Source organism: Rivihabitans pingtungensis, assembly GCF_003201855.1.
Classification (GTDB): domain Bacteria; phylum Pseudomonadota; class Gammaproteobacteria; order Burkholderiales; family Aquaspirillaceae; genus Rivihabitans; species Rivihabitans pingtungensis.
Map to the genome: position 1 here is coordinate 16096 of NZ_QJKI01000029.1, position 26310 is coordinate 42405.

Sequence of the window (26310 nt, forward strand, 5' to 3'; positions counted from 1 at the left end):
ACCTCCCACGCGGGCAAGCCGGGCTGACATCAGAAACCCTCCTCGTCCAGCGCCAGCGCCGAGGCGGCGCCCTGGGTGATTTGCGCGGCGTACAGCGCGGCTTCCGGCAGCACCTGGTCGGCGTAGTAGCGGGCGGTGGCCAGCTTGGCGTTCAGGAACACCGTGTCGCTGTCGCCATCGGCCAGCAACTGGGTAGCCACTTGCGCGGCGCGCGCCATCATCCAGCCCCCGGCCACCACGCCAGTCAGCTTGAGGAAGGCCACCGCGCCGGCAGCGGCTTGCGCCGGCTGGCTGGCGTAGTGCGCCAGCAGCCAGTCGCGGGCTTCGGCCAGCGCGCCAGCGCCGCGCGCCAGCGCCGCGCCAATGGCGCTCAGCTGGGCGTTGCCGCTGGCCAGCAGTTGTTCGCGGGTGGCGTCGATGTCGGCCAGCAGCACTGCGAGCGAGCTGCCGCCTTCGCGCGCCACTTTGCGGCCGATCAGGTCATTGGCCTGAATGGCCGTGGTGCCTTCGTAAATGGTGGTGATGCGGGCGTCGCGGAAATGCTGGGCGGCGCCGGTTTCTTCGATAAAGCCCATGCCGCCGTGCACCTGAATGCCGGTGGAGGTGACATTGATCGAGGTTTCCGTGCACCAGCCCTTCACCACCGGGGTGAGCAGCTCAACGCGGGCCTGATGCTCGCGGCGCACGGCTTCGTCCGGGTGATGGTGGGCGTAGTCCATGTGCGCGGCGGTCTGGTAGGCCAGCGCGCGCATGGCTTCGATGCGCGACTTCATGTCCATCAGCATGCGGCGCACGTCCGGGTGGTACAGAATCGGCCGGGTCTGGCCGCTGCTGTCGCCCATCGGCTTGCCCTGCACGCGATCCTTGGCGTAGGCCAGCGCCTGCTGGAAAGCGCGCTCGGAAATCGCCACGCCTTCCATGCCCACGTTCAGGCGGGCGTGGTTCATCATGGTGAACATATACGCCAGGCCCTTGTGCGGCTCGCCCACCAGATAGCCGATGGCGCCGTCGTTCTCGCCAAACACCATCACCGCGGTGGGGCTGGCGTGAATGCCCAGCTTGTGTTCGATCGAGGCGCACACCAGATCATTGCGCGCGCCCAGCGAGCCGTCGGCGTTGACCAGGTATTTCGGCACGATAAACAGCGAAATGCCCTTCACCCCTTCCGGCGCGTCCGGCAGACGGGCCAGCACCAGATGGACGATGTTCTCGGCCATGTCGTGCTCACCCCAGGTGATGAAAATCTTGGTGCCGCTGATGCGGTAGCTGCCGTCGCCAGCCGGCACGGCGCGGCTGCGCACGGCGGCCAGATCAGAGCCGGCGTTGGGTTCGGTCAGGTTCATGGTGCCGGTCCACTCGCCGGACACCATCTTGGGCAGATACACCGCCTTGAGTTCGTCGCTGGCGTGTTCGGCAATGGCGTTCACCGCGCCCAGCGTCAGCATCGGGCACAGGGCAAAGGCCATATTGGCCGACTTCCACATTTCTTGCACGGCGGACGACACCAGCGAGGGCAAGCCCTGGCCGCCAAACTCTGGCTGCGCCGGCATGGCGTTCCAGCCGGTTTCACAGAAGCTGGCGTAGGCGTCGGCAAAGCCGTCGGCCGGGGTGACCACGCCGTTGTCCCAGCGACAGCCCTGAAGGTCGCCGCTGGCGTTGATCGGCGCCAGCACGCCAGCGGCAAACTTGGCCGCTTCGTCCAGAATGGCCGCGGCCATGTCCGGGGTGGCGTCTTCCAGGCCCGGCAATTGCGAGACGGCTTCCAGGCCGGCCAGGTGGTTGAGGACAAACAGCATGTCGCGCTGCGGCGCGGTGTAACTCGTCATCATGGGTGTGTGCTCTCGGAAGCCGCCCCGGTGGACGGGGCGGCGTGTCAGGCAAGATAGGCGTTAGGGTGCAGACGGCTTAGCCGATGGCCGAGGCCGACTTCATCTGCTGGCGCAGCAGGTATTTCTGCAACTTGCCGGTGGAGGTTTTCGGCAGCGGGCCAAAGATCACTTTCTTGGGCACCTTGAAGCGGGCCAGATGCTCGCGGCAGTATTCAATCACCGCTTCTTCGGTGGTCTCGGCGCCATCTTTCAGCTCCAGGAAGGCGCACGGCACTTCGCCCCATTTCGGGTCGGGCATGGCGATCACCGCCGCCGCCGACACCGCCGGGTGGCGATACAGCACGTCTTCGACTTCCAGCGAGGAGATGTTTTCGCCGCCGGAGATGATCACGTCCTTGGAGCGGTCTTTGATCTTGATGTAGCCATCCGGCTGCATCACCGCCAGGTCGCCGGTGTGGAACCAGCCGCCGGCAAACGCCTCGGCGCTGGCCACGTCGTTCTTCAGGTAACCCTTCATCACCAGATTGCCACGGAACATCACCTCGCCCATGGTTTCGCCATCGGCCGGCACCGCTTCCAGGGTGATCGGGTCGCGCACCGACACCGCTTCTTGCATGTGGTAGCGCACGCCCTGGCGGCCGTTCATCTCGGCGCGCTGTTCAATCGGCAGGCTGTCCCATTCCGGGTGCTTGGCGCACACCGAGGCCGGGCCATAGGTTTCGGTCAGGCCGTAAACGTGGGTGATGTTAAAGCCGATGCGCTCCATGCCTTCGATAATGGCAGCGGGCGGCGCAGCGCCGGCAATCAGGGCGTTCACCGGGTGATCGATGCCGGTGCGCGCGGCTTCCGGCGCATTGATCAGCATGCCGTGCACAATCGGCGCACCGCAGAAATGGGTGACTTTCAGCGTGCGGATCAATTCAAAGATGCGGTTCACGTCCACGCGGCGCAGGCAGACATTGATGCCGGCGTTGGCAGCCATGGTCCACGGGAAGCACCAGCCATTGCAGTGGAACATCGGCAGCGTCCACAGGTACACCGCATGCGGCTGCATGCCCCAGGACACGATATTGCTCACCGCGTTCAGGTAGGCGCCGCGATGGTGGTACACCACGCCCTTGGGGTTGCCGGTGGTGCCGGAGGTGTAGTTCAGCGCGATGGCGTCCCACTCATTGCCCGGCAGATTCCAGACAAAATCAGCGTCGCCGCCGGCAATAAAATCTTCGTATTCTTGCTGACCCAGGCGATAGTCCGGGCCGGCATAGGTGGCGTCAGCCACGTCCACCACGCGCGGACGCTCTTCCGGCGCCATCATTTCCAGCGCATTGCCGACGATATCGGCGTATTCCGGGTCGGTCAGCAGCACCTTGGCTTCGCCGTGGCGCAGCATGAAGGCCACCGATTCGGAGTCAATGCGGGTGTTCAGGGTGTTCAGCACCGCGCCAGACATCGGGATGCCAAAGTGCGCTTCGTACATCGCCGGCACATTGGGCAGCATGGTGGCCACCGTGTCGCCCGGCTTGACGCCAGCCTTCACCAGCGCCGAGGCCAGACGGCGGCAACGCTCGTAGGTTTGCGCCCAGGTGAACTGGCGGTCGTTGTACACCACCGACAGGCGGGTGGGGTACACATAGGCGGCGCGTTCGAGATAGGTCAGCGGGGACAGCGGGACATAGTTGGCCGGATTTTGGTCCAGACCTTGACGATAGGCTTCTTGAGACACGACTTCTCCTCTCCTTGGGTCGGCCAACAAAACCGGGGCGGAATTGCGCAGCCAGGCCGTACGCATGTGCTGCGTTTTGTTGACGGCTCTTATTCTATGACACCGGGTACACCCCGGCCGACGGGGAGTGCGGCCGGGGAGGAAACAGGTGTACCGTCACAGGGGACGCTTGTGACACTGGGAGATTCGCAGGAGAAGGTGTCGGAACTATTGTGCAAATGTAACGAATGTTTGCAGCGGGTAAGTGACTGGTGTTGCTGAATTTTTGGTTAGGAAAGTGGTGGTTGACGATGATGACGCGAGGGGTATCGCAGTGTTTACGTTCAGTGGCATCTGTTAGTCTGAGATGGATCTTGGCCAAAAAAATAATAGCATCTTCAGCTCACTGGCTAAGAGCCAAAAACATCGCGCTGAAGATATGTAAAATTCAAGCAAATACATAAAGCATTGGGCTGAGTGATTTTTCTCAAATCTCCATTTTTATGCTTGGAGTGGGCTTGGTTTTGTTTCGGGGAATTAATTTAAATTGGGTGGGTTTTGTGTAAATTATTTCTGTGAAAATTTTGTGTGGTGGCCTTGGTGGCTATGTCATGTAATGGTTTTTTTAAATATAGAGGATTGTGATATGCCGATTCCAGATTTTCAGTCGCTGATGTTGCCTGTCTTAAACTTTGCTCGTGATCATCAGCAACTTACATTGCGAGAGGTGAGAGAGTTCCTTGCTCACAAATTTTCTCTGACTAATGAAGAGATTGAAGAGGTTCTTCCTAGTGGAAGGCAGCGCCGATTTGATAATCGTGTGGCATGGGCTAAGGTTTATCTCGAGCGTGCAGGTCTTTTATTTTCACCAAAAAGGGGTTGCTTTTGCATCACTCAAGAAGGGCTGGATTTTCTTTCTCGAAATCCCCAGTCGATTTCTATTTCTGTTCTTCATCAATTTGAGAAATTCAGAGCCTTTCGAGAAACGCCAAAAGAGTCTCCTAAAACAGTCAAGTCTGAGAAGTCATTGGCCGCTGTACCGGTCTCTTCACTGCAAGATGAGGTAGAAACACCTGAGGAGTCTCTGGAGCAGGCTTTTCAAAGCATTCAAGGTGAGCTGGCCTCTTCATTGCTTGAGCAAGTCAAGTCGTGTTCTCCTCATTTTTTTGAAGTGCTTGTCGTTGATCTTTTACTAAAGATGGGTTATGGCCGTAGTCGGTCGGAAGCGGGAAGGGCTATTGGTAGGTCTGGTGATGAAGGAATTGATGGGGTAATTAGTGAGGACCGCTTGGGTTTGGAGTCTATTTATATTCAGGCTAAACGTTGGGCTGGGACAGTTGGTCGCCCTGAAATTCAAAAATTTGTAGGAGCACTGCATGGTCAACGGGCAAGAAAGGGCGTTTTTATTACTACGGGCACATTTTCTGCAGATGAAAAGAACTATGTTCTATCAATTGACCCAAAAATTGTTCTTATTGACGGGGTTCAGCTGGTTGATTATATGATTGAGCATGATTTAGGTGTTGTGCTGAAGGCAGTCTACGAGGTCAAGAAAATTGATTTAGAATATTTTAATGAGGAGTAATTAAGGCTGGCAATCTATTTTGATTGCTATGTCTTCTGTGCGCGAGAGGTTGGAGGGGAATGTATGATTATTACTGGCTTTTATGGCCCAGGTTTCAATTAGGACTTGCTGTGTTTTTCCATCCCGCCTCTTAGATTTTTGGTGAGTTTGATGGTAATTAAAGCACCATGTTTCGTATGAAAAAGCCTCTCCTTGTCGCTGCCCTGACCCTCTGGCTATCCGTCGCCACCCTGACCGGCACGCGCCTGTGGTTTGTCTATCCGGATTTCACCCCGCCGTTTCCGCCAGCGTTCGGCGTCTGGCTGGTGACGGTGCTGCATTGGCCAAAGGGCGATGTCGAGCTGGCGCTGGCCTTGTGCTGTTCATTCGTGGCCACACTGAGCCTCACCCTGCTGGCCTGGGCGCTGTGGCGGATGTGGTGTCGGCGTTAGCCATGCCGCCCCCAATCCGCGCTATCATCCCCGCGTAGTCACCAGCCACATGCCTGAGTCTGGCCGATTTTCATCTGCTGATGTCTCTTTTTTCCTTGACAAGCCAGGCTTCGCTTGATCCTGATGGGCGAGTTATACACACCAGCGTCAGGCGGCAAAAGTGGGGTTCAACGTGACTGTCACGAGCAGCTGTATTTATATAAATTATTGTTTTATAAGCAAGAATTTCTCTGATGATTTTTTGGTCAATCCAACAGAAGCCTTGCCCGTCGGGCATCCGTCCGGTTTGTCCGCCGATTGTCCACATCGTTATCCACAGCTTGTGTGAATAGTTCCGCCAAGCCCTTGCCGCACAAGGCTTCTTTGCCTGCGTCGGCGACCGATGTCAGCGCGACGCCACGGGTGATCGTGCAGGTGGCGTTTGATGTGCCGCTGGACCGGGTGTTCGACTATCTGGCCCCGCGCCCGCTGCCGGCGGGCGTGCGCGTGCTGGCGCAGTTTGGCCCGCGCAAACTGGTGGGGGTGGTGGTTGGGCAGGCAGCGGCGTCGCCGCATCAGTTGCGCCCCTTGCTGGCGGTGCTGGACGAGCTGCCGCCGCTGCCGGACGACTGGCTGGCGCTCACCCGCTTTGCCGCCCGCTACTACCATTATCCGCTGGGGCAAACCCTGTTCACCGCGCTGCCCACCGCGCTGCGCAACCCGCCGCGCCGCACGCTGGCCTTGCCGCCCGTGTATGCGCTGAGCGAAGCCGGCGCCGCCTGGCAGCCGCCAGCGCGGGCGGCGCGCCAATTGGCGCTGTGGGCGCGGCTGCGGCAAGGGCCGCTGGCGCTGGATGACGAGGCGCGCGCGCTGCATCCGCAGGCCGGCAAGCTGCTGCGCGAATGGCTGGCCGCCGGCTGGCTGGCGCAGGTGACGCCAGCGCAGGCGGCCATGACGGTGAGCCCCGGCCCGGCGCTGACCGACGAGCAGCGCGAGGTGGTGGACGGGCTGAGCTGGGCGGGGTTTTCCGCCACCTTGCTGGACGGCATCACCGGCAGCGGCAAAACCGAAGTGTATTTGCAGTGGATTGCCCAGGCGCTGGCCGCCGGCCGCCAGGCGCTGGTGCTGGTGCCGGAAATCAACCTCACCCCGCAGCTGGAGGCGCGCTTTCGCGCGCGTTTTCCGCACACGCCGACGGTTTGCCTGCACAGCAATCTGGCCGACGGCGCGCGCGCGCAAGCCTGGCTGGCCGCCTGGGAAGGCCGCGCCCGGCTGGTGATTGGCACCCGGCTGGCGGTGTTCACCCCGCTGCCTGAGCTGGGGCTGATTGTGGTGGACGAAGAGCACGATGGCTCGTTCAAGCAGCAAGACGGCCTGCGCTACCACGCCCGCGATCTGGCGGTGTGGCGCGCGCAACAGGCCGGCGCGCCGGTGGTGCTGGGCTCGGCCACGCCCTCGCTGGAAAGCGTGGCGGCGGTGCAGGCCGGCCGCTATCGCCACGCCCGGCTGACCCGCCGCGCCAGCGCCGCCGCGCTGCCGCAGATTCATTTGCTGGATATTCGCCGCCAGTTGCTGGACGAAGGCTTGAGCGCCGCCGCCTGGCAAGCGCTGGCCGACGGCCTGGCCGCAGGCGAAACCAGCCTGGTGTTCATCAACCGGCGCGGCTGGGCGCCGGTGCTGGCCTGTGTGGACTGCGGCTGGCTATCGTCCTGCCCGCATTGCGCGGCGCGGCTGGTGCTGCACTGGCACGATCGCCGCCTGCAATGTCACCACTGCGGCCACCACGAAGCCATCCCGCACGCCTGCCCCAGCTGCGGCAACCCCGATCTGAAACCGCTGGGGCAAGGCACCCAGCGCATCGAAGCCGCTTTGCGCCGGCAGTTTCCGCAGGCGCGCATTGCCCGCATCGACCGCGACACCGTCAGCCGGCGCGACGCCTGGGCCGAGATCGACCGCCAGGTGCGCGCGGGCGAGCTGGATATCCTGGTCGGTACACAAATGCTGGCCAAGGGCCATGATTTTCCCAGTCTGTCGCGGGTGGTGGCGCTGAACGCCGACGGCGGGCTGTATAGCGCGGATTTTCGGGCGGAAGAACGCCTGTTTGCCCTGCTCACGCAGGTGGCCGGCCGCGCCGGCCGTGGCGCGCTGCCCGGCCAGGTGTGGGTGCAGACACAGTTTCCTGATCACCCGCTGTATCTGGCCCTGCGCGAACACGATGTGGCCGGCTTTGCCCAGCGTCTGCTGGAAGAACGCGCCAGCGCCGGCTATCCGCCTGCGGTATTTCAGGCGCTGTTGCGCGCCGACGCGCCCGAGCTGGACACCGCCATGGCATTTTTGCGCGAGGTGCGCCAATATGCCGCGTGTCATGGCGATGTGCTCAGCCTGGGCCCGGCGCCAGCCAGCATGGCGCGGCTGGCCGGGCGCGAGCGCGCGCAACTGCTGTTGCAGGCCGAGCGCCGCGCGCCGCTGCACGCCGCGCTGTCGGCGCTGTGCAGCGGCCTGGACGACTGGGCGCGGCCGTTTGGCTCGGCGCTGCGCTGGTCGCTGGATGTGGATCCACAAGAGCTATGAGGCGCACCGCCTGATTTTTACCCACTTGGAGTGGCTCACGAAACCCGCCTGGCGTCGTTGCCCGACCTTGCCGTACTGCGTGTACTGTTTGCGCTCACACGCCTGGCCAGGTCCGCTGCGCGGGGTTTTGTGAGCGACGCTTAAACCTGCCCTGACTTATGATGCTCCGTCCCCTGCTTGCTGCCTGTTGCCTGCTCTTGCCCAGCCTGGCCCACGCCCTCAACCTGGGTGCCATCCGCCCTGACGAAGTCGCCATCTGGATGGCCCCGCAAGATGGCGGGCCGGCGATTGTCCAGCATCGCGCTGATGTGCCGATGAACCCGGCCTCCACCATGAAGCTGCTGACTACGCTGTCGGCGCTGGAGCTGCTGGCCCCCGACTACCGCTGGCGCACCGAACTGCTGGCCGACGCCCGCCCGCGCGGCGACACCCTGGACGGCCCCTTGTACTGGAAAGGCGGCGGCGACCCGCACTTTGACCGCAACGACCTGGCGGCGCTGGCGCGCGATCTGCGCGGGCGCGGCATCCGCCATCTGGCCGGCGACGTGGTGCTGGATAAACAGCGCTTTGCCCGCACCGGCAGCGCCGACGACTTTGCCAGCGACAGCGACAAAGCCTTTGCCGTGCCGCCGGATGCGCTGTTGGCGCACCTGAAAGTGGTGTGGACCACGCTGTTTGTGCAGCCGGATGGCGTGCGAGTGGCGCTGGATCCGCCGCTGGACGGGCTGAAAGTGGACAACCGGCTGACCGTCAGCCAGCAGGCCAATTGCGAAGGCGGCGTCAAACGCTACGCCAGCCTGAGCGCACAAGGCGACACCCTGCGGCTGGAAGGCGCGCTGCCGGCCGGCTGCGACGGCGGCAAGCTGTTTGCCCCGGTGTGGGAGCACGACGCCTATCAGGCGGCGATGTTTGCCGCGCTGTGGCGCGAGGCCGGCGGCAGCCTGGCCGGCCAGGTGCGCCGGGGCCTCACCCCGGCCAATGCGGTGACGCTGGCCAGCGTCAGCTCGCCCACCCTGGCCGAAGTGGTGCGCGACATCAACAAATACAGCAATAACACCATGGCCCGGCAGCTGTTTCTCACCCTGGGCGCCGAGTTTGCCCAAGAAGGCGATGTGCTGCGCGACGGCGAAGCCGCCGTGCGCCGCTGGGCCACCCAGCGCAAGCTGGCCCTGCCCGGCTTGCAGCTGGAAAACGGCTCGGGCCTGTCGCGGCGCGAGCGCATCAGCGCCGCTGGCCTGGGCGCGCTGCTGCAAGCCGGCGCCAACTCACCCTATGCGCCAGAATTCATGGCCTCGCTGCCGATTGCCGCCCGCGACGGCACCCTGCGCCGGCGCTTTGTTGGCCAGCCGGTGGAAGCCCGATTCAAAACCGGCTCGTTGAACGATGTGCGCGCGCTGGCCGGCTATGTCAAAGCCGTCGATGGCCGCCGCTATGCCTTGGTGGTGCTGATCAACAGCCCGCGCGCCAGCGAGCTGACCCCGGCCATGGATGCGCTGGTGGCCGGGCTGATCCGCCACCCCGGCCGGCTGGAGGCCGAGCCATGAGCCGGCTGGTCGCCCTGTTAATCCTCAGCCTGGCGCTGGCTGCGCCAGCGGGGGCAAGCACGCCCGTGCCCAGCGCGCCCACCCAGCGGCTGAACTGGCAAATCCAGCCCGGCCGCAGCCTGGCGCTGATTGCGCTGGACAGCAGCGAAGCCAGCCTGATCGAGCGCTTTGGCGCATTTAATGTGCAGCCCGCCCAGATCAAGCTCGACGCTGGCGAGCCCTACCCGGCCAGCGTGCTGTTTCCGCGCGACGCCAATAAACGCATCGCCCTGGTCTGGCGCGACAGCGTCAAGCGCAGCGGCGTGGCGGTGGCGGTGGTGCGCGGCGAGCGCTCGTTCTGGACGCTGCCCGGCGGCCTGGGCCTGGGCAGCACGGTGGCCGAGCTGGAAAAACGCAACGGCCGCCCGCTGCTGCTCACCGGCCTGGGGCCGGCACGCACCGGTCAGGTGCTGGGCTGGAACAACGGCGCACTGGCCAGCAGCCTGGCGCGGGTGAGCCTGCTGCTGGGCGACTACGATTACGCCCTGCTCAGCGCCCCGGCCCGCCAGCAAGTATTGGTTGGGCCGTATCTGTCCTCATTGCGCGCCGTGCAGCTGCTGAACCCGGCAGTGGTGGAGTTTCGTGTGCAGTTTGGCGATCCGGGCGCGCTGTAGCGCAGCTTCGCCCACTCCGTGTTGCGCGCCTGGCCAGGCGCGCAACCGTAGACAGAACGAAACGCCAGAGGATTTGGTGAGCGGCTCTTGGCCTCAATAGCGGCTGACATTGGCGTACAAAGCCAGCCAGCTTTTCACCTTGTTGTGCAGCGCTTTGCCGCTGTCGGCAGCGCCGGGCTGAGTGGGCGTGGCGGGGGCGGAATCCGCCGGGGTGGGGGCAAAATCAATCAGTGTCAGCCGCACATTGTCAGCGGCCAGTTCTTGAATCGACACCATTTTCCAGCGGGCGGAGCCCTGGCCTTCGCTGACCGCTGCCAGCACGCTGTTGGCCGGGCTGCGCAAATGCCGATAGTCCGGCGCGGCGGGTACGGCCAATGGCGATTCTTGTTTGAGCCGCGCCAGGTCGCGCTGCACGCTCTCCAGCGTGCCCCAACCGCGCCAGGCGCGCTCGGTTTCGGTCATTTCTTCCAGCTGAGTGGCTTGCGCCTGCGTCTGCGTCAGCTGTTGCCAGAACGCCGAATGGCTTTTGTCGCGGCGAGTCAGCGACTCCTGCTGCGCCTTGACCGCCTTGGTGAAGTCTTCTTCACGGGCCTGAATTTCTTGATGGGCGGCGCTGCGCTCGGCGCTGGTGAATGTGCCGGAATCATCAAAGGCAATGCGCGACAGGCTTTTGCGCCCCAGTTCGGCAAATGGGTTTTGGCTGGATTGTTCGGCGTAAGCAGAGGGTTGCCCCACCTTGCTCAGCACAAAATTCACCGCTTGGTGGGCCAGCGCCAGCCGGGCCGGATCGGCACTTTCTGGCAGTTCCGCCAGCATTGGCGCCGCCTTGCCCTGTGCGTGTATTTGCTCGCCAAAACGGGCCAGAAAATCGTTAAAACCGGCGGCGCTGCTGGCGTTGACTTCATCAGGCTTGTTTTGCAGCAAAGCCTGAATGGCACGCGCTTCTACCGACAGCGTGACGGTGGCGCTGTCTCTGGAAGCCACCGTGGGGGCGCCCAATGCACTGGCCGGCGTGCTGGTGGCCTGGCTGATTTTGTCATACAGCCGTTGGCTGCTGCTGGCATAGGGGGAGATCAACATCGGGGAGTCCTGTGCAGAGAATATGTCGTCTGGCCAAGCGTTGGCCAAATTAGGCCTATTATCGCTGTTGCTGAACGCGCTCACAATCCGTGGAAATACCGCCCGGCGTGGTCATGCCAGGCGCTCACGGCCAGCCGCTTTGCCACCAGTGCGGCCGCGCAGTACGAAACCCTTCTGGCTGGATATCCGCCGCCGCGCCCAGGGTGAGGCGCAGTGCGCCGTCGCGGTCGGTGCGCCAGCGGCGGGCGCCGGCGTCGGCCAGCCGCGTCCACACCGCCGGGTGAGGGTGGTGATAGCGGTTGCGGTAGCCGGCGCTGATTACCGCGTCGCGCGGGCGCACCGCCTGTAAAAACGCCTGGCCGGACGAGGTGCGGCTGCCGTGGTGGCCCACCACCAGCACATCGGCGGCCAGGGCGTCGGGCTGCCAGTGCGCCAGCATGGCGTCTTCGTCGGCCAATTCGGCGTCGCCAGTCAGCAGCAGGGCTTGCCCCTGCGCCCACACCCGCAGCACGCAGCTGGCGTGGTTGTCGCTTGCGCCGCCGTGTATCGGGTAGAGCACATCAAAGCGCACGCCGTCCCATTGCCAGTGCTGACCAGCGCGGCAGGGCTGCGGGGCGGCGGGCGGGCGTTCTTTGCTCAGCCGCTCCGGCTCGCCGGCCAGCAGCCAGCCAGGGGCAAAGCGCCCCCACAGCGAGGCGGCGCCGCCAGCGTGGTCCATATCGCTGTGCGACACCACCAGGCCATCCAGCCGCGCCACGCCTTCGCCGGCCAAAAACGGCGCAATCACCCGCGCACCCATATCGCTGGCGCCGACTCGCGCGCCAGTGTCGTACACCAGGGTGCGCTGTGCGGTGCGCACCACCACCGCCAGGCCCTGGCCGACGTCCAGCACGGTGATCTGCGCCTGGCCAGTCGGCGGCGCACGTTCGGGCGGGCAAAACAATGGCAGGCACAGCGCCAACCCCAGCGCGCGCCCGGCCACCCCGGCCGGCAGGCTGAGCACCGCCACGCCTAAGCTCGCCAGCACAATGGCCAGCGTGGTGGGCGCGGCCTGCGCCCACATCGGCGCGTCGGCCAGGTGCTCCAGCGGCCACATCGCCCAGTCCAGCGCCTGCGCCACCCAGGCCACGCCCAGATCAGTGGGCAGCGCGCTGGCCAGCAGCGCTGCCGGGGTGAGCACGCTGCCAATCAGCGGAATGGCGTAGAGATTGCTCAGCGGCGACAGCCAGGGCAGTTCGCCAAAGCTGGCCAATAGCGGCACGGCCATGGCCAGGCTGGCCGCCCACTGCGCGCGGCCCCATTGTCGCCACCACGGCAACGCGCCCACCCGCCCGGCGCCCACCCAGATCATCAGCCCCACGGCGAAAAACGACAGCCAGAAGCCCAGCGACAAGGCGGCAAAAGGGTCCAGCGTCAACACCGCGCACAGCGCCAGCGCCCAGGCGCGGCCAACCCCCAGCGGATAGCGGCCGCACAAGGCCAAGGCCAGCGCCCACAGCATGTATACGCTGCGCTGGGTGGGCAGCGACCAGCCGGCCAGCAGACCATAGGCGCTGGCGGCCAATAGCCCGGCCACCGCGCCGGCCAGCCGGGGCGGCGCGCGCCAGCGGGTTTGCCGCCGCCACAGCCAGATGGTGACGCTGGCCACCAGCCCGGCCAGCAAGGTCAGATGCACGCCGGAGACGCTGACCAGATGGGTCAGCCCGGTCTGGGCGAACAAGCGCCAGTGTTCGGGCGGGATATAGCCCTGCTCGCCGGTAATCAGCGCGGTGAGCACGCCGCTGTAAGTGTGCTCGCCCGCCGCGCGCGTCACCCGCGCCACCGCTGCTGCCCGCCAGCGGTCCAGCCAGGCTTGCGGGTGCTGGCTGTCGGCCAAGCGCTGCGCGCCGGGGCGCACACTGCCCGAGGCCAGCCGGCCTTGCTCCATCAGCCAGGCTTCGGCGGCAAAAGTGTGCGGATTGCTGGTGGCGCGCCAGCGGCGCAGGGTGAGCTGGGCGCGCCAGCGGCTGCCGGCCGGCCAGTCGCCGCGTTGATAGTCGGACACGCCCACCCGCGCCGGCCAGTTGGCCAGCGGCGGCGACAGTTCCACGTGTTCCAGCACGGCGTCCAGCCGGGTGGCCATGGCGTCCTGGCGCGGCAGGCCCACCACGCGCAGGGTGACCATCACCGGCCGGCCCTCCCACTGCGCCGGCCAGGCGCTGGCCAGGCGTTGCTCGATGCGCCAGGCCGACCAGGCAAACCCCACAATCAGCGCCAGCAGCCACACGCCATGCCGCCGCCACGGCCCGCAGCCCAGCAACACCGCGCACGCCAGCGCCGCCATCCACGAGGGCGGAGCCAAGCAGCATTGCGCCAGCGTCACGCCAGCGGCAAACAACAATAAATAGGGCATGAGGCAGTGTAGAAACACTGGCCAGCCATGACAATGCGCTGAACTACCTAACAGCCGCTCACAAAACCCGCTTGGCGTGGTTGCCCGACTACCCGTACTGTCTGCGGTCGGGTGCCTGGCCAGGCGCGCTGCGCTGGGTTTTGTGAGCAACTCTCACGGCGACTGAGAAAGCCCGCCTGGCGTGATTGCCCAACCTTGCCGCACTACCCACGCACGCCGCGCCAGAACCGCTGCGCGGGGTTTTGGCCGCAGTTCTCAAATCCCCGCCGCGCCGCCGTGCTGGCTTGTCCGCCTGCGCCCCATGCCGTATCGTCGCGCTTTTGCTTGTCGCCGAGAGTGTTCATGCCGCCTGCCACCGGCCTGTTTTGCGCCGCCCCCGACCGCCTGCCCGACGCCCAGGCGCTGGCCGCGCGTTTTGCCCTGCCCTTATTGTCCGCCCGCCCCACCGCCGGCTACTGGCTGGAGCTGGACGAGGTGCGCTTGAGCCTGCTGAACCCGGACAAACACGGGCCGGTGTACGCCGAATTTGTCGAGGGCGCGGCGGCGCATCGCCGGCAGTTTGGCGGCGGGCGCGGCCAGCCGGTCGCCAAAGCCATCGGCATGAAGGGGCAGGCCAGCCGGGACGTGGTGGACGCCACCGCCGGCCTGGGCCGCGACGCCTTTGTGCTGGCCAGCCTGGGCTGCGCCGTGCGCCTGGTCGAGCGCTCGCCAGTGGCCGCCGCGCTGCTGGCCGACGCGCTGGCGCGCGCGCATGCCCACCCGGACACCGCCGACATTGCCGCGCGCATGACGGTGATTCACGCCGACGCCAGCGACTGGCTGGCCAGCCTGGCGCCCGAAGCGCGCCCGCAGGTGGTGTTTGTGGACCCGATGTTCCCCGACACCGGCAATAAGGCCGCCGCCAAAAAAGACATGCAGGCGTTTCAGGAGGTGATTGGCGGCGATGACGACAGCCCGCGCCTGCTGGCCGCCGCGCTGGCCGCCGCGCGCGAGCGGGTGGTGGTCAAACGCCCGCGTCTGGGCGCCGATGTGGCCGGCCCGCCGCCCACCAGCCGGCAGGTGGGCAAGAGCACGCGCTTTGATGTGTATAGCGTCAAGGCCATGCCTGCTGGCCCGCGCTAACGCGCGCATGTCTTGGATGACGTTCTACTTGCCGCTACACTGACTGCTTTTGCCACGCGGGCCATGCCAATGCCCGCCCCGACAGGATATTGCAATGAAACCCGTCACTTTGTATGGCACCGGCGTGTGCCCGTACTGCGACATGGCCGAGCGCCTGCTGGCGCGCAAGGGCGTCACCCCCGATAAAATCCGTGTGGACCTTGAGCCAGAACAGCGCGAGCACATGATGCGCATCACCGGCCGGCGCACCGTGCCGCAGATTTTCATCGGCGAGCTGCACGTGGGCGGCTACGACGACCTCTCGGCGCTGGACCGCGCCGGCAAGCTGGACGCCCTGCTGGCCGACTGAGCCCGCGCACGCTGTCAGCGTTGGCGCGGCGCGCGGCTTCGTGCGATGATGCCTGACTTTACCGACCCTTCTTTTGAATTGAGAGCGCGATGAGCGAACAAGACCTGCAACCGGTGTTTTCCATCGAAAAAATCTACGTCAAGGACCTGTCGCTGGAAATCCCGCACGCTCCGCAAATCTTCCTGGAGCGTGAGCAGCCGGAAATCGACATGCAGCTGGCCACCGAAGGCAAGCAGCTGGAAGACGGCGTGTTTGAAGCCGTGATCACCGTTACTGTCACCGCCAAGCTGGGCGAAAAAGTGATGTTCCTGGTCGAAGCCGCCCAGGCAGGCATCTTCCAGATCCGTGGCGTGCCGGAAGACGAAATCAGCGGTGTGCTGGCCGTGGCCTGCCCGAACATCCTGTTCCCGTACGTGCGCGAAACCGTGTCCGACGTGGTCAACCGCGCCGGCTTCCCGCCGGTGTTGCTGTCGCCGATCAATTTCGAGGCGCTGTATGCCCAGCAAATGGCCGAGCAATCCGGCAATGCGCACTAAGCTCGTCTTCGTCCTGGGCCTGCTGCTGGCCGCCGCCAGCGCGCAGGCGCTGGAATTCCGCTCGGTGAAGTCGCACGGCGCCATCATGCACGAGGCGCCGTGGGCCAGCTCGAAAAAGCTCTACGTGCTCAGCCAGGGCTATCCGGTGGAAGTCATCGGCAGCCAGCCGGACTGGGTGCGCGTGCGCGACGCCGCTGGCGGCGTGGCCTGGATGTCCACCGCCAGCCTGAGCAATCAGCGCACCGTGGTGGCCACCGCCAACCGCACCGAGCTGCGCCGCAGCCCGGACGCCAAGGCGACCCTGGCCTTCTCGGTGGATAAAGACGTGGTGCTGCAGATGGTCGAGCCGCCGAAAAACGGCTGGGTCAAGCTGCGCCACGCCGATGGCAGCAGTGGCTATGGCCAGATTTCGGCGTTCTGGGGGCTGTAAGCAGTCATGAAGCTGTCCATTTTCGGCGCTGGCGCCTGGGGCACCGCCCTGGCGGTGGCCTTGGCGCGTGAGCACGAGGTCACCCTGTGGGCGCGCGACGCCGCTCTGATCGAGGCGCTGGCCGCCAGCCGGCGCAATACCCGCTACCTGCCCGAAGCCGAACTGCCGGCCAATCTGGCGCTGACCGCCGATTTTGCCGCCGCCGCGCACGCGGGCGAGCTGGCGCTGGTGGTGACGCCGATTGCCGGCCTGCGCGCCACGCTGCGCCGCTTGCACGAGGTGTGCGGCCAGGCCTTGCCGCCCGTGCTGTGGGCGTGCAAGGGCTTTGAGGCCGGCAGCGGCCTGCTGCCGCACGAAGTGGCCGCGCAAGAATTGCCGGCCGATGCGGTGTGCGGCGCGCTGTCGGGCCCCAGCTTTGCCCAGGAAGTGGCCGCCGGCCTGCCCTCGGCCATTGCCCTGGCGCTGAATCACGGCGGCGAGGCGCGCCGGCTGGCGCGCGCGCTGCACACCCGCTGCCTGCGCATTTACGCCAATCAGGATTTGGTGGGCGTGGAAGTCGGCGGCGCGGTGAAAAACGTCATGGCCATCGCCGCTGGCGTAGCCGACGGCCTGCACTGCGGCCACAATGCCCGCGCCGCGCTGCTGACCCGTGGCCTGGCGGAAATCAGCCGGCTGGCGCAGGCGCTGGGCGGCCAGGCCGCCACGCTGATGGGTTTGTCCGGCCTGGGCGATTTAATCCTCACCTGCACCGGCAATCTGTCGCGCAACCGCCGCGTTGGCATGCTGCTGGCCGAAGGCCGTTCGCTGGACGACGTGCTGGCCTCGCTGGGCCATGTCGCCGAAGGCGTGCCCACCGCGCGGGAAACCCTGGCCCGCGCCCGCGCGCTGGGGGTGGACATGCCGATTACCGCTGGCGTGTGCGCCATGCTGTTCGAGCAAGCCAGCCCGCAACAGGTGCTGGACGCGCTGCTGGAGCGTGCGCCCAAAGCTGAAGATGGCAGCGAGTTGGGGTAAAGCTGCTTCCCCGCTGATGGCGTCTGCCCATAAAAAAACTCCCGCTGACGCAGAAGCGCAGCGGGAGTTTTTTTATGGGCAGCGCCCGATAGCCTGGATTCAGGCCGCCGACACGGCGCACTCCAGCGAATCCGTACACAGCGCCGACACCCCCAGCGCCCACAGTGGCGCGGCCTGCGCCGGGTCGTTCACCGTCCAGCTCAAGAGCCACAGCCCGGCCGCGCGCACCGCCGCCGCCCGCTCGGCGTTCAGCTCGTGGTGGGGAAGATCCAGCGCGCACACGCCCAGCGCCTGCGCCTGGGCAATCAGGCCATCGTCCCACTGGCGCACGCTCCAGGCGCGCGGCAGGGTGGGCGCGGCCTCGCCAGCGGCGGCCAGCGCCACGGTAGAAAACGAGGTCAGCAAGGGCGGCGGCGTCTGGCCGGCAAATAACTTGGCGCAATCCGCCGCCACCCGCGCGCCGGTTTCCGCCTCGCGGCCCGGGCCGGGTTTGATCTCGACATTGGCGCACAAGCCATGGTCGTTGAGCAATTGCGCGGCGTCGGCCAGGCTGGGCAGCGGCTCTTCGGCAAAACGCGGCGAAAACCACGCGCCGGCATCCAGCCGGGACAACGCCTTCCACGGCAGCGCATCGGCCGGGCCATGGCCGTTGGTGGTGCGCTCCAGCGTGTCGTCGTGCAGCAAAAACGGCACGCCATCCGCCGACAGGCGCACGTCGAACTCCACCATCTTGGCGCCAGCAAACGCCGCCAGCAGCATGCCGGCCAGGGTGTTCTCCGGCGCGGCGTCACCGCCGCCACGGTGAACAATCCAGCGCGGCCAGGGGAAAGCAGCAGGGTTCATCGACATTTCACTCCACATTGAAAAATACAGCGCCTCACAACACCTTGCCCGGATTCATCAGCCCCAGCGGGTCCAGCGCCTGTTTGACTGCGCGCATGGCGGCCAGGTTAGCTGGCGGCAGGTAGCGGCGCAGCCAGTCGCGCTTGAGCTGGCCGATGCCGTGCTCAGCTGACAGCGTGCCGCCGTGGGCGTACACCAGGTCGTACACCAGGGCGTTGACGGCGGGTTCGTCGTCAAACAGATCGACATTGCCCGGCCGGGTGTACGACACGTTGTAATGCAGATTGCCGTCGCCCACATGGCCAAAGCACACCACCCGGCAAGCGGGGAAGGCCTGTTGCAGGGCGGCGTCGGCGCGCTCAATAAAACCGGCCAGTTGCGACAGCGGCACGGCAATGTCGTGCTTGATGCTGGGGCCATCGCGTTTTTGCGCTTCGGAAATCTGCTCGCGCAAAGTCCACAACTGGGCGCGTTCGCGGGCGTGGCGGGCCAGCACGGCGTCGGCCTGCGGGCGCAGCGCGCATAACGCTTCGGCCAGCGCCTGGTTCAGCACCGCTTCGCTGCCGCCGTCGTTCAGCTCCAGCAGCACGCACCACGGCGGCATGAACGGCGGACGGGCGTCGGGCAGGTGGCGGGCCAGCAGTTGCAGGCACAGCCCGGAGATCAGCTCAAAGGCGGTCAGCCGGTCGCCAAAGCGCGCTTGCAGCGCGTGCAGCAGCGCCAGCGCGTCGGCTGGGTTGCTCACTTCCACCAGGGCGGTGGCGGTGGCTTCCGGGGCGGGGAATAGCTTGAGGGTGGCGGCGGTGATGATGCCCAGCGTGCCTTCGGCGCCAATCAGCAGCTGTTTGAGGTCGTAGCCGGTGTTGTTCTTGCGCAGGCCAGACAGGCTATCCAGCACGCTGCCATCGGGCAGCACCGCCTCCAGGCCCAGGGTCAGCTCGCGCATCGGCCCATAGCGCAGCACCGCCACGCCGCCGGCATTGGTGGCCAGATTGCCGCCGATCTGGCAACTGCCCTCCGAGGCCAGCGACAGCGGAAACAGTCGGCCCACCCCGGCGGCGGCGTCCTGCACCTGCGCCAGCGTGCAGCCGGCTTCGGCGGTCAGGGTGTTGTTGTCGGCGTCCACCGCGCGCAGCGCCTGCATGCGGTGCAGCTGGATAATCAGCGCGCGGCCGCTGTCGTCCGGGGTGGCGGCGCCGCAGTGCGAAGTATTGCCGCCCTGCGGCACGATTGGCGCGCCAGCGGCCACGCAGGCGCGCACCAGCGCCGCCACTTCGGCGGTGCTGCCGGGGCGGGCGATGGCCTGGGCGCGGCCACGGTAGCGTCCGCGCCAATCCAGACAGGCAGCGGCCAGGGTGTCGGGGTCGGTGATCAGATGGCGGGGACCGACAATCCCCGCCACGGTGTCTAGCCAAGTGGTCATGGCCGGATTATCGCCCAGAACGCGCGGCCAGGCCCATCCTCAGCATCGCCAAGGCTCGCCGCCCATAGCCTCGACCAGTGTCGCCACCCGGAGGTGGCTTTGGCACACTTTTTTGCGCTTCTTACAGCCGGAACTGCAACACCGCGCCGTGCATATCGCTGGCCAGCGCGTGCAGCTGGTCGGCGGCCTGGCGGGCGCGGGCGATGGCTTGGTGAGTGTCCTGGTTTTGGCTGGCGACATGCTCGATTTCGTCGCGCACATACTGGCTGGCTTGCGATTGCTCTTGCACGGCGTGGGCGATGTGCTCGAACGATTCCACCGTATCCAGTGATTTTTCGGCGATCTCGCCCACCACCTGCCGCGCCTGGCCGGCCAGCTCGATGCCGGTTTGCACCTGGCTGATTTGCGATTCCATCAGCGTGGTGGCTTCGCGGGTGTGGCGGGTGATGTCCTGAATCATGCGCTGGATTTCCAGCGTCGAGCCCGAGGTGCGCTCGGCCAGTTTGCGCACTTCGTCGGCCACCACGGCAAAGCCCCGGCCGGATTCGCCGGCGCGGGCGGCCTCGATGGCGGCGTTCAGCGCCAAGAGATTGGTCTGCTCGGCGATCTCGTCGATGATGCTGACCATCGAGCCGATTTGCGCCGACATGGCATCCAGCTCGCCCACCGCGCGCGACGATTGGCTGGCGATGCCGGACACCTTGCCCACTTCTTCGTGCAGGGCGTCGATCACTTGCAGGCTGGCGCTGGCTTGCTGGCCAAAGGCGCTGGACAGATCAATCATGCCGCTGGCGCGCTCGGAAATCTGGCCAATGCTGCCGGAGAGTTTGTCCATCGACTGCGCCATGGATTGGCTGGACTGGCTCTGGCTGGCGGCCGAGGCGCCAATATCGTGGGTGGCGCCAGACAGCGAGGCGCTGGCCGTTTGCAAATCGGTGGCCTTGCTCTGGATCAGCGCCACCATCTGGCGCAAGGACTGGCGCATGGCTTCAACGTGGGCCAGCAGGCTGCCGGTGGGCGCGCGCTGATCGGCGTCGCTCAGGTCGCCGGCGGCAATGCCGCGCACCCGCGCCGCCACCTGCGCCGGCTCGCCACCCAGCAAGGACAGCAAATATCGGTACACCCCCCACAAGGCCGCCACCAGCGCCAGCAGGTTCAGCGCCGCCATGGCCTGGGCAAAACGGCGGGCGCGGGTTTCTTCGGTTTGAGCGGTTTCGATGGCGTGTTGGGTGCGCTGGTCCATCAGCAGATAAAAATCATCCACCGGCTTCATGATTTTGGCTTTTTCCCGATGGTAGGCGGCGTCGTGCATCAGCTTGCGCGCCAGCTCGAAATCCGGCGGCGCTTCACGGCTAAAGCCGCCCTGGCCATCGGCAAAACGGCCTTTCACCGCGTTCATCGCCACCGTTTCGGTGTTCACCAGCCCATCGGAATTGGCCTTGGCTTCGTTCAGCTTGGCGAATTCCGCCTCGCTGAAACCGGCTTGCTTCATCAGCTCCAGCAGCGGCGCCTTGACGCCATCCGGGCGCGGCTTGTCCTGGCCGGCGGCGACAAAATCCCAGTAAATGCGGTGATACGCCTCGGGCATGGGTTTTTCGCCATTGCGGATGGCGAGGATGTCCCAGTATTGCTGCTCGTAGCGCGCCTCGCCGGTCACCACATAGGTGCGCGCCAGCCGGGTGAGGTCGTCCGAGCTTTGCCGCAGCATGTCGGCCAGCAGATAGGATTGATAGCGCTGGCGCTCGGCCTGCGCCACGTGGTCGCTGGCTTGGCCCAGCCAGTAAATGGCCAGCGCCAGCAGCGCCGCCAATAATGCAGACGCCAGCGCCATGGCCCAGAACAGGGCCTTGATGGTCAGTTGCTTCATGAGTCCCGCCTCATTGCTGAAGATGTCGATGCATCGTCGGCGCAGGGCGGGCCACCACCCGGCCGGACGACAAGAAAATGTCGCCCACGGCCGGATCTGAGTCCGTTGATGCGGTGAGCGCACAGTGTGCGCCGATAAAAAATCATCGGCACAAGCTGTGCGCTGTGCAATTCTCATGCCACATAACAGAGGAAAGCGCGGGTTTGCCGTTGTTTGGCATACGCTGCGCGGTGCTGCTGTCCAGACGCGCGGGCCACAGGCTGTGCGGCGGGCATGTCAAAGGTCACGCCGCCATGCCAGCAAGGTGTGGCGCACGGCGTTTAGCTGGCTTTCAGCTCGGCCATGGCCTTTTGCACCGCCGTCACCTCCTGCCGCGTCAGCACCACCGGCAACCGCGCCGGGCGCTTGGCCCTGACCACCTGATCCAGCCACGGCAGATTGATCTCCAGCACCTCGCGATAGAGAAACAACAGGGCTGACAAGGCTTGATTCTGCGTCGCCGCAGCCACCTTGCCCTCGACCGCCAGATGCGTCAAAAACGCCTCTACCTCCGCTGCTCCCATCTCAACGGGGTGACGCTTGTCATGGAACAGAATAAATCTACGCACCCACTGGACATACTGCTGCTAGGTTCGTATGCTGTAGTGCTTGAGTTGAGGCGTAGCCGCTCACGAATCTGATCAAGCAGTTTGGGTAGTTTTGCCGGAGTTGTTTGCATAATACAAATCCGTTCATCACTATATTCAATGAGTGGCACCAAAGAGATGTTTGTTATACACCTTTTTGAAAATGAGTATGCGCCGCGTGCGGTGTATGCTGGACGTTGGGCCTTTCTCACAGGAGTCGATTCATGTCAAAGCCTAGAATTAGTGTCAATAAACTTGGTGAGTATCTAACTGCAACGCCTTCCAGGCGAAAAAGAATCATCGAAGATCAGCAGCAGCCAAAGACATTTATCGCAGCCAGGTACTCTGATGCTAGAGAAGAAATAGTTGAATACCTCTCAACTGGCATGAATGACGACTCAAAAATTCTATCCGCTGCGACAGAACTTAGAATCCCAAATGGTGGAAGTGAATTCGTAGAACAGGATCGGCAAGCTTCCGCCTCGGCAATTGAGGATTTCTTGGAGGCCTCAGGGGATTTGGATTTGAAAGGCCTCGTTGTTGAATCGGGGGAATCTACATCATCCAATACTATGGAAGTCGCTGGGGTTGATATAAGTATGAGGCCGGACGCCGTTCTTAAAGATCCAGAATCTGGGCAAGTCGTCGGTTGCGTAAAACTCCATTTCCCTAAGACAACTCCATTAACGCCTCAGGCGGCCGAATATGTGGCTACGGCCATGAGGGTATATTTGGAAAGTGCCGAAGAAAACTCAGCAATCGATCATTCAAAATGTTATGTGATTGATGTTCCAACTCAGCGGGTTGTTAGTGCGCCGAAGGCCTTCAAACGAAAAATGAACGACATCGAAGCGGCTTGTGAGGAAATTGATGCGCGATGGAAAAATAAGGGCTAACTCGGCGGTGCAGGAGACGCTGCGCGATAAAGCCGCGCAGCGTCCCTGACCTTGAACGTTAGGCATCGGCATCCATTTGGTCGTCGCTGTACAGCAGCACCAATATTCCAATAAGGAAAGAAGGCAATGGCATCTGAGAAGAAGGGCTATGCAAAGCCGCCAGTCAATCCGCACAACGAACCATTCGTGGATGAGCTCAACAGCATGCTCGGGTCGCTGCATGAGCACGACGACAGAAGCATGATCCTAACCATGGCTGCCTTCGCCGAGGACACACTTGAGTTGCTTTTGCTTGCCTATTTGCGTGAAGCGCGGCAAGCGAAAGACCTGGTTAATGGCTTTAACGCTCCGCTAGGTACCTTCTCTGCGAGGATCAAGGCAGCGTTCGTCCTAGGTCTGATACACAAAGACGGATATCAGACGCTTGAGATATTGAGGAAAATTCGAAACGAATTCGCCCATAACTGGGCCGGCGTCTCTCTCGACCGAGAGGACATCAATAGCCTAGTGGCTCAGCTTTCACGCTCCCGCATCGAAGAGCTTGTGATCGATCAGTCCGAGACAGTCCGATCTTCTGGTCGCGAACGATTGCTTCTAAAGATCTCAGATATTCTGATAGATATCCGAATGCTAGCCAAATCCTTGCGCAAGGATGGAATAAAGGCCCCGATGATCATGGGGAACACCAAACCGGTTCGTGTCCAGTTTATAGAAGTTGAGGAGTTCGGAGAAGCGTTGAACTCGAAGACTTGAGACTAGAAGCCAAGCATTCAATTCCCCCTTCTGAGCCACCCCATTGCACACATCTTTTTTTATTTTAAATCAATGCTTTGCGCAATGTTTCCAGAGGGGTGGTTCAAGTTTAAGCACTGTGCCCTGCCTCCAGAAGTGAGCCGAGCATGGCAAAAAGAGCCAAAAAACGGTGAAAAATGGCTATTTTTTTACCATCTTGAAGGCCGTTTTGCTTCCCAGACGTGAGTGCGGAAGAGATGTGTGTAATGGGATGCTTCTGAGTACGCGCACTGATGCCTAACCCCTCATCCCACCGGACCTGTCGCGGCAAGCCGCGTCAGGCCGGTGAATTCAAACGTTATGCTTTAACCAGATCCTTGCAATGAGCGCTAGTGAGTACAACAGAATTCGACGAATATTGTTTTGCACGATTCATGATCCTGCAAAAGGCTTTAATTGCGCCTTTGAGTATCTTGATGGCTACAAACGAACTCTTGGTGTCCACGGATATACAGGTCTCAAGGCCGAATTGAACTTTTACCAGAAGCATGGGCGAGAGTTTGGGCTGACGGTAGCTGGAGATATGGGTGAGCATGCGGACTTTGCCGGGAGTTACGGCTCTCAATTGGCAAGGTTTGATGTAACTACAAACATCAACTTCAAACAGTTTCAAGACTACGAGCCTTACATGGGTTCAGGCCCAAGATACAAAATTGCCCTGCTAGATCAAGGCAATTTTGAAGTAATCGATGTCCTTGATCTTGCCTTCCCAAGATGTAGCTGTGGTGGGTACTTAATTCCCTCTGTAATCCTCCTTGGTCAAAACTACAACCGCCATGGCGAGTCCACTTGGACTAACGACCAACTCTTGGTTGACGTATGTACAGGGTGTCACGAGTACTTCGAAAGAAATAGATTTACTCACCATGGATTATTAAGCCCTCAGGAGTATTTCGACGGTTTCGACAGCCAAGAAGAATATGACTTGGCAATTCAAGCAACTGAACAGCACCTCGTGGACGCATATAAGTACTTCCGCCGAGAGCACTCTGACTATCTTATGGCTGTAGGCCAGCACGACTACATCGTTACAGAACCAGATGGTGGAGGTTATTGGGCAATCAACCTGAGTTTCGTAAACCAAGCCGTTGCACAAGATATGCCTGATGAAATTGAGTGTTCTCATGAAATTTAGGCATAACCCATCATTCCACCGGACCTTGCGCATAAAGCCGCGCAGGCCGGTGAATTCAGACGTTTAGGCGCTTTCACAGGAGCTTCTCAATGGGTCTCTACGTACACGCCCTCAGCCGCCTTCCGCTGGGCCTCGAACGTGACTACTACGTATATGTTCTCGACTACGGTTGGGACGAACCGCTTGGCCAAGCGCTACATACGAACTTCCGAAGAATGGCCGACCTTGCCGCAAAGAACAAAGCCGTAGTCATCGCAGGAACCGACTCACGTGCGTTCGCCGAAGAGATACTCTCCGTCCACGTAGACGATCCAGACTTCTCTTGGAGCAAAGTGAATGGCGAAGACGGTGAAGAGGTTCTTCCCGCACTCATGATCTCAACCATTCATCCCCAGCGATTTCGGGAAGAAGCTCCAGGCTACCGATTCAGCAAGGTAGCGAAAGGCTCAGCCGACGAGAAGCTCATCCTCATTCCTTTGCGTGGCCTGTGTAAAGACTCCACGGAGGTAGTTGCTCTCATCGAACGGATATTCCGTGACATCGCGGCTCAGAAGCCGCTCATAGACTTCGCAATCGCGAAGGAAATCAAAGCTGGCAAGGGTGCAGCTTTCTCGGATGCATTCATTCTCAAGCCAGCCCTTTGGGGAGTTGGTATTGACCTCAAAGAACTCGCAAAGACCTGGCGTGCCAAAAGCGCCTAACCCTTCCTTCAAGCGGACTGGCCTACGGCCAGCCGCTTAAGTCAAACGTTATGCATAGGTGGCGACCAAAAAATGGCTGAGATGAAAGTTATTCATTGCAAAAAACAAGGTTTCTTTGCTGTCCTAATAATAAATCTCGGCCCCTTGCTTTTTATTTTAACGCCATTGCTAATTGAGATTTGCTGGAAAATAACTCATATTTGGCGGTCATTGTTTTTCATTTTTTTATATTTTTATTTGCACGACTATCTGGCGGCCAGATCTATAGAAGAGTGCAGGAGAGTTGGCGGAGGAACCGCTTCTGACCAGATTCTACGGGTGGCTTTAATCATAGGCGAAGCCGTAGATTTTATAGTTAGAATCGCGAAATTCGCCTTAGCATATATAGTCATCCCAGTGGTTGCATATTTAGCGCATTCAGCATTCTATAGAGAAATACACCCTGCGCTCATATCCTTGATCTTGCTTTGCATTTTTACAATATCACTGGACGTGGCGAGGATAGTTAAAATCATAAAAAGATTGCTTTTTGACAAAGAAGAGGAATATGCAAACACATTCGAGGCAATTACGTTCTCATATCTATCATTGATAATATCCTATTCTATTTTGTACATGTCTATGCATCGCATTGGGAACGGTTATTTTTCGGGAAATCTTGGGGCCTGGAGTTGCATTGATTTTATTTATTTCAACACAATAACATTTACCACACTAGAGCCTGTTCTGAACTATCCCATAGCGGTAAAATCCAAGCCCCATGGAAAACCGCAAACCTTACCCATCCGATGTCAGCGACGAAGAATGGGC

At 62.5% G+C, this 26310-nt stretch carries 22 protein-coding genes and 1 pseudogene; 15 read left to right on the forward strand and 8 right to left on the reverse strand.

Features of this window, described 5'->3' with window-relative positions; all coding sequences use genetic code 11:
• Window positions 1-29 precede the first annotated feature (29 nt).
• Together DFR34_RS15030 and DFR34_RS15035 are read right to left on the reverse strand one after the other, a co-directional pair.
• Entirely contained in the window at window positions 30-1826 is a 1797-nt protein-coding gene (locus DFR34_RS15030) for an acyl-CoA dehydrogenase (protein ID WP_110391996.1), read from the reverse strand.
• 79 nt (window positions 1827-1905) lie between these two features.
• The gene (locus tag DFR34_RS15035) at window positions 1906-3552 is read right to left on the reverse strand and encodes an acyl-CoA synthetase (RefSeq protein ID WP_245906913.1); all 1647 of its coding nucleotides are present in this window, start codon (window positions 3550-3552) and stop codon (window positions 1906-1908) included.
• A 625-nt stretch (window positions 3553-4177) separates the two neighbouring features.
• On the opposite strand from DFR34_RS15035, the gene DFR34_RS15040 reads away from it, so the two are divergent.
• From DFR34_RS15040 to DFR34_RS15060, 5 genes are all read left to right on the forward strand, one after another.
• On the forward strand, window positions 4178-5116 hold the full coding sequence (locus DFR34_RS15040; protein ID WP_110391977.1) for a restriction endonuclease: 939 nt from the start codon (window positions 4178-4180) through the stop codon (window positions 5114-5116).
• Between the two features lie 176 nt (window positions 5117-5292).
• Complete coding sequence (locus tag DFR34_RS15045; RefSeq protein ID WP_110391978.1) at window positions 5293-5547, forward strand: hypothetical protein; 255 nt, start codon at window positions 5293-5295, stop codon at window positions 5545-5547.
• A gap of 324 nt (window positions 5548-5871) precedes the next feature.
• Window positions 5872-8097, forward strand: coding sequence for a primosomal protein N' (locus DFR34_RS15050; RefSeq protein ID WP_245906914.1), 2226 nt, complete (start codon window positions 5872-5874; stop codon window positions 8095-8097).
• Between the two features lie 158 nt (window positions 8098-8255).
• Entirely contained in the window at window positions 8256-9641 is a 1386-nt protein-coding gene (gene dacB, locus DFR34_RS15055) for a D-alanyl-D-alanine carboxypeptidase/D-alanyl-D-alanine endopeptidase (RefSeq protein ID WP_110391979.1), read from the forward strand.
• A complete protein-coding gene (locus DFR34_RS15060; RefSeq protein ID WP_110391980.1) occupies window positions 9638-10294 on the forward strand; it encodes a hypothetical protein in 657 nt (218 codons plus the stop codon). Before dacB ends, DFR34_RS15060 begins: the two co-directional genes overlap by 4 nt.
• A 93-nt stretch (window positions 10295-10387) precedes the next feature.
• Here DFR34_RS15060 and DFR34_RS15065 read toward each other — a convergent pair whose 3' ends face one another.
• Together DFR34_RS15065 and DFR34_RS15070 are read right to left on the reverse strand one after the other, a co-directional pair.
• Window positions 10388-11374 (reverse strand): hypothetical protein, encoded by a 987-nt coding sequence (locus tag DFR34_RS15065; RefSeq protein ID WP_110391981.1) that lies wholly within the window; start codon window positions 11372-11374, stop codon window positions 10388-10390.
• 124 nt (window positions 11375-11498) lie between these two features.
• Entirely contained in the window at window positions 11499-13766 is a 2268-nt protein-coding gene (locus DFR34_RS15070) for a DNA internalization-related competence protein ComEC/Rec2 (protein ID WP_110391982.1), read from the reverse strand.
• Window positions 13767-14108: 342 nt separating this feature from the next.
• On the opposite strand from DFR34_RS15070, the gene DFR34_RS15075 reads away from it, so the two are divergent.
• The 5 genes from DFR34_RS15075 (at window position 14109) to DFR34_RS15095 (ending at window position 17217) form a co-directional block, all read left to right on the forward strand.
• On the forward strand, window positions 14109-14888 hold the full coding sequence (locus DFR34_RS15075; protein ID WP_110391983.1) for a class I SAM-dependent methyltransferase: 780 nt from the start codon (window positions 14109-14111) through the stop codon (window positions 14886-14888).
• Window positions 14889-14982: 94 nt separating this feature from the next.
• A complete protein-coding gene (grxC, locus tag DFR34_RS15080) occupies window positions 14983-15237 on the forward strand; it encodes a glutaredoxin 3 (RefSeq protein WP_110391984.1) in 255 nt (84 codons plus the stop codon).
• 89 nt (window positions 15238-15326) lie between these two features.
• Window positions 15327-15773, forward strand: a complete 447-nt coding sequence (gene secB, locus DFR34_RS15085) for a protein-export chaperone SecB (protein ID WP_110391985.1) — start codon at window positions 15327-15329, stop codon at window positions 15771-15773.
• Complete coding sequence (locus DFR34_RS15090; protein ID WP_110391986.1) at window positions 15763-16203, forward strand: SH3 domain-containing protein; 441 nt, start codon at window positions 15763-15765, stop codon at window positions 16201-16203. The genes secB and DFR34_RS15090 overlap by 11 nt, the downstream gene beginning before the upstream one ends.
• 6 nt (window positions 16204-16209) lie before the next feature.
• Window positions 16210-17217 (forward strand): NAD(P)H-dependent glycerol-3-phosphate dehydrogenase, encoded by a 1008-nt coding sequence (locus DFR34_RS15095; RefSeq protein ID WP_110391987.1) that lies wholly within the window; start codon window positions 16210-16212, stop codon window positions 17215-17217.
• A gap of 99 nt (window positions 17218-17316) precedes the next feature.
• Here the strand turns inward: DFR34_RS15095 and ugpQ are convergent, their stop codons facing one another.
• The 4 genes and pseudogenes from ugpQ to DFR34_RS17670 all read right to left on the reverse strand — a co-directional run.
• The gene (gene ugpQ / locus DFR34_RS15100; RefSeq protein ID WP_211309445.1) at window positions 17317-18060 is read right to left on the reverse strand and encodes a glycerophosphodiester phosphodiesterase; all 744 of its coding nucleotides are present in this window, start codon (window positions 18058-18060) and stop codon (window positions 17317-17319) included.
• 34 nt (window positions 18061-18094) lie between these two features.
• Window positions 18095-19483 carry an FAD-binding oxidoreductase gene (locus tag DFR34_RS15105; protein WP_110391989.1) on the reverse strand — a complete coding sequence of 463 codons (1389 nt, stop codon included), beginning with the start codon at window positions 19481-19483 and terminating at the stop codon, window positions 18095-18097.
• 121 nt (window positions 19484-19604) lie between these two features.
• Window positions 19605-21350 (reverse strand): methyl-accepting chemotaxis protein, encoded by a 1746-nt coding sequence (locus DFR34_RS17230; RefSeq protein WP_110391990.1) that lies wholly within the window; start codon window positions 21348-21350, stop codon window positions 19605-19607.
• A gap of 320 nt (window positions 21351-21670) precedes the next feature.
• Window positions 21671-21964: pseudogene (locus DFR34_RS17670) on the reverse strand (phage integrase N-terminal SAM-like domain-containing protein); the annotation flags it as partial.
• 236 nt (window positions 21965-22200) lie between these two features.
• On the opposite strand from DFR34_RS17670, the gene DFR34_RS16985 reads away from it, so the two are divergent.
• The 5 genes from DFR34_RS16985 to DFR34_RS17430 form a co-directional block, all read left to right on the forward strand.
• Window positions 22201-22872 carry a hypothetical protein gene (locus DFR34_RS16985; RefSeq protein ID WP_146215170.1) on the forward strand — a complete coding sequence of 224 codons (672 nt, stop codon included), beginning with the start codon at window positions 22201-22203 and terminating at the stop codon, window positions 22870-22872.
• A 126-nt stretch (window positions 22873-22998) separates the two neighbouring features.
• Complete coding sequence (locus DFR34_RS17425) at window positions 22999-23625, forward strand: hypothetical protein (RefSeq protein ID WP_211309446.1); 627 nt, start codon at window positions 22999-23001, stop codon at window positions 23623-23625.
• 361 nt (window positions 23626-23986) lie between these two features.
• The gene (locus DFR34_RS16990) at window positions 23987-24799 is read left to right on the forward strand and encodes a hypothetical protein (RefSeq protein WP_146215171.1); all 813 of its coding nucleotides are present in this window, start codon (window positions 23987-23989) and stop codon (window positions 24797-24799) included.
• Window positions 24800-24888: 89 nt separating this feature from the next.
• On the forward strand, window positions 24889-25500 hold the full coding sequence (locus DFR34_RS15130) for a hypothetical protein (RefSeq protein WP_110391992.1): 612 nt from the start codon (window positions 24889-24891) through the stop codon (window positions 25498-25500).
• A 72-nt stretch (window positions 25501-25572) separates the two neighbouring features.
• Window positions 25573-26310 (forward strand): hypothetical protein (locus DFR34_RS17430; protein WP_211309447.1); only part of this gene is annotated, 738 nt, incomplete at its 3' end.

Bases quoted from the DNA above. Each gene is read 5' to 3' on its own strand.
- DFR34_RS15045 (WP_110391978.1), top strand. From the start codon at position 5,293: ATGAAAAAGCCTCTCCTTGTCGCTGCCCTGACCCTCTGGCTATCCGTC.
- dacB (WP_110391979.1), top strand. From the start codon at position 8,256: ATGATGCTCCGTCCCCTGCTTGCTGCCTGTTGCCTGCTCTTGCCCAGC.
- DFR34_RS15130 (WP_110391992.1), top strand. From the start codon at position 24,889: ATGGGTCTCTACGTACACGCCCTCAGCCGCCTTCCGCTGGGCCTCGAA.
- DFR34_RS15070 (WP_110391982.1), bottom strand. From the start codon at position 13,766: ATGCCCTATTTATTGTTGTTTGCCGCTGGCGTGACGCTGGCGCAATGC.
- DFR34_RS15095 (WP_110391987.1), top strand. From the start codon at position 16,210: ATGAAGCTGTCCATTTTCGGCGCTGGCGCCTGGGGCACCGCCCTGGCG.
- DFR34_RS17425 (WP_211309446.1), top strand. From the start codon at position 22,999: ATGGCATCTGAGAAGAAGGGCTATGCAAAGCCGCCAGTCAATCCGCAC.
- secB (WP_110391985.1), top strand. From the start codon at position 15,327: ATGAGCGAACAAGACCTGCAACCGGTGTTTTCCATCGAAAAAATCTAC.
- DFR34_RS15060 (WP_110391980.1), top strand. From the start codon at position 9,638: ATGAGCCGGCTGGTCGCCCTGTTAATCCTCAGCCTGGCGCTGGCTGCG.
- grxC (WP_110391984.1), top strand. From the start codon at position 14,983: ATGAAACCCGTCACTTTGTATGGCACCGGCGTGTGCCCGTACTGCGAC.
- DFR34_RS15065 (WP_110391981.1), bottom strand. From the start codon at position 11,374: ATGTTGATCTCCCCCTATGCCAGCAGCAGCCAACGGCTGTATGACAAA.
- DFR34_RS16990 (WP_146215171.1), top strand. From the start codon at position 23,987: ATGAGCGCTAGTGAGTACAACAGAATTCGACGAATATTGTTTTGCACG.
- ugpQ (WP_211309445.1), bottom strand. From the start codon at position 18,060: ATGAACCCTGCTGCTTTCCCCTGGCCGCGCTGGATTGTTCACCGTGGC.
- DFR34_RS15030 (WP_110391996.1), bottom strand. From the start codon at position 1,826: ATGACGAGTTACACCGCGCCGCAGCGCGACATGCTGTTTGTCCTCAAC.
- DFR34_RS15075 (WP_110391983.1), top strand. From the start codon at position 14,109: ATGCCGCCTGCCACCGGCCTGTTTTGCGCCGCCCCCGACCGCCTGCCC.
- DFR34_RS16985 (WP_146215170.1), top strand. From the start codon at position 22,201: ATGTCAAAGCCTAGAATTAGTGTCAATAAACTTGGTGAGTATCTAACT.
- DFR34_RS15090 (WP_110391986.1), top strand. From the start codon at position 15,763: ATGCGCACTAAGCTCGTCTTCGTCCTGGGCCTGCTGCTGGCCGCCGCC.
- DFR34_RS15105 (WP_110391989.1), bottom strand. From the start codon at position 19,483: ATGACCACTTGGCTAGACACCGTGGCGGGGATTGTCGGTCCCCGCCAT.
- DFR34_RS15040 (WP_110391977.1), top strand. From the start codon at position 4,178: ATGCCGATTCCAGATTTTCAGTCGCTGATGTTGCCTGTCTTAAACTTT.
- DFR34_RS17230 (WP_110391990.1), bottom strand. From the start codon at position 21,350: ATGAAGCAACTGACCATCAAGGCCCTGTTCTGGGCCATGGCGCTGGCG.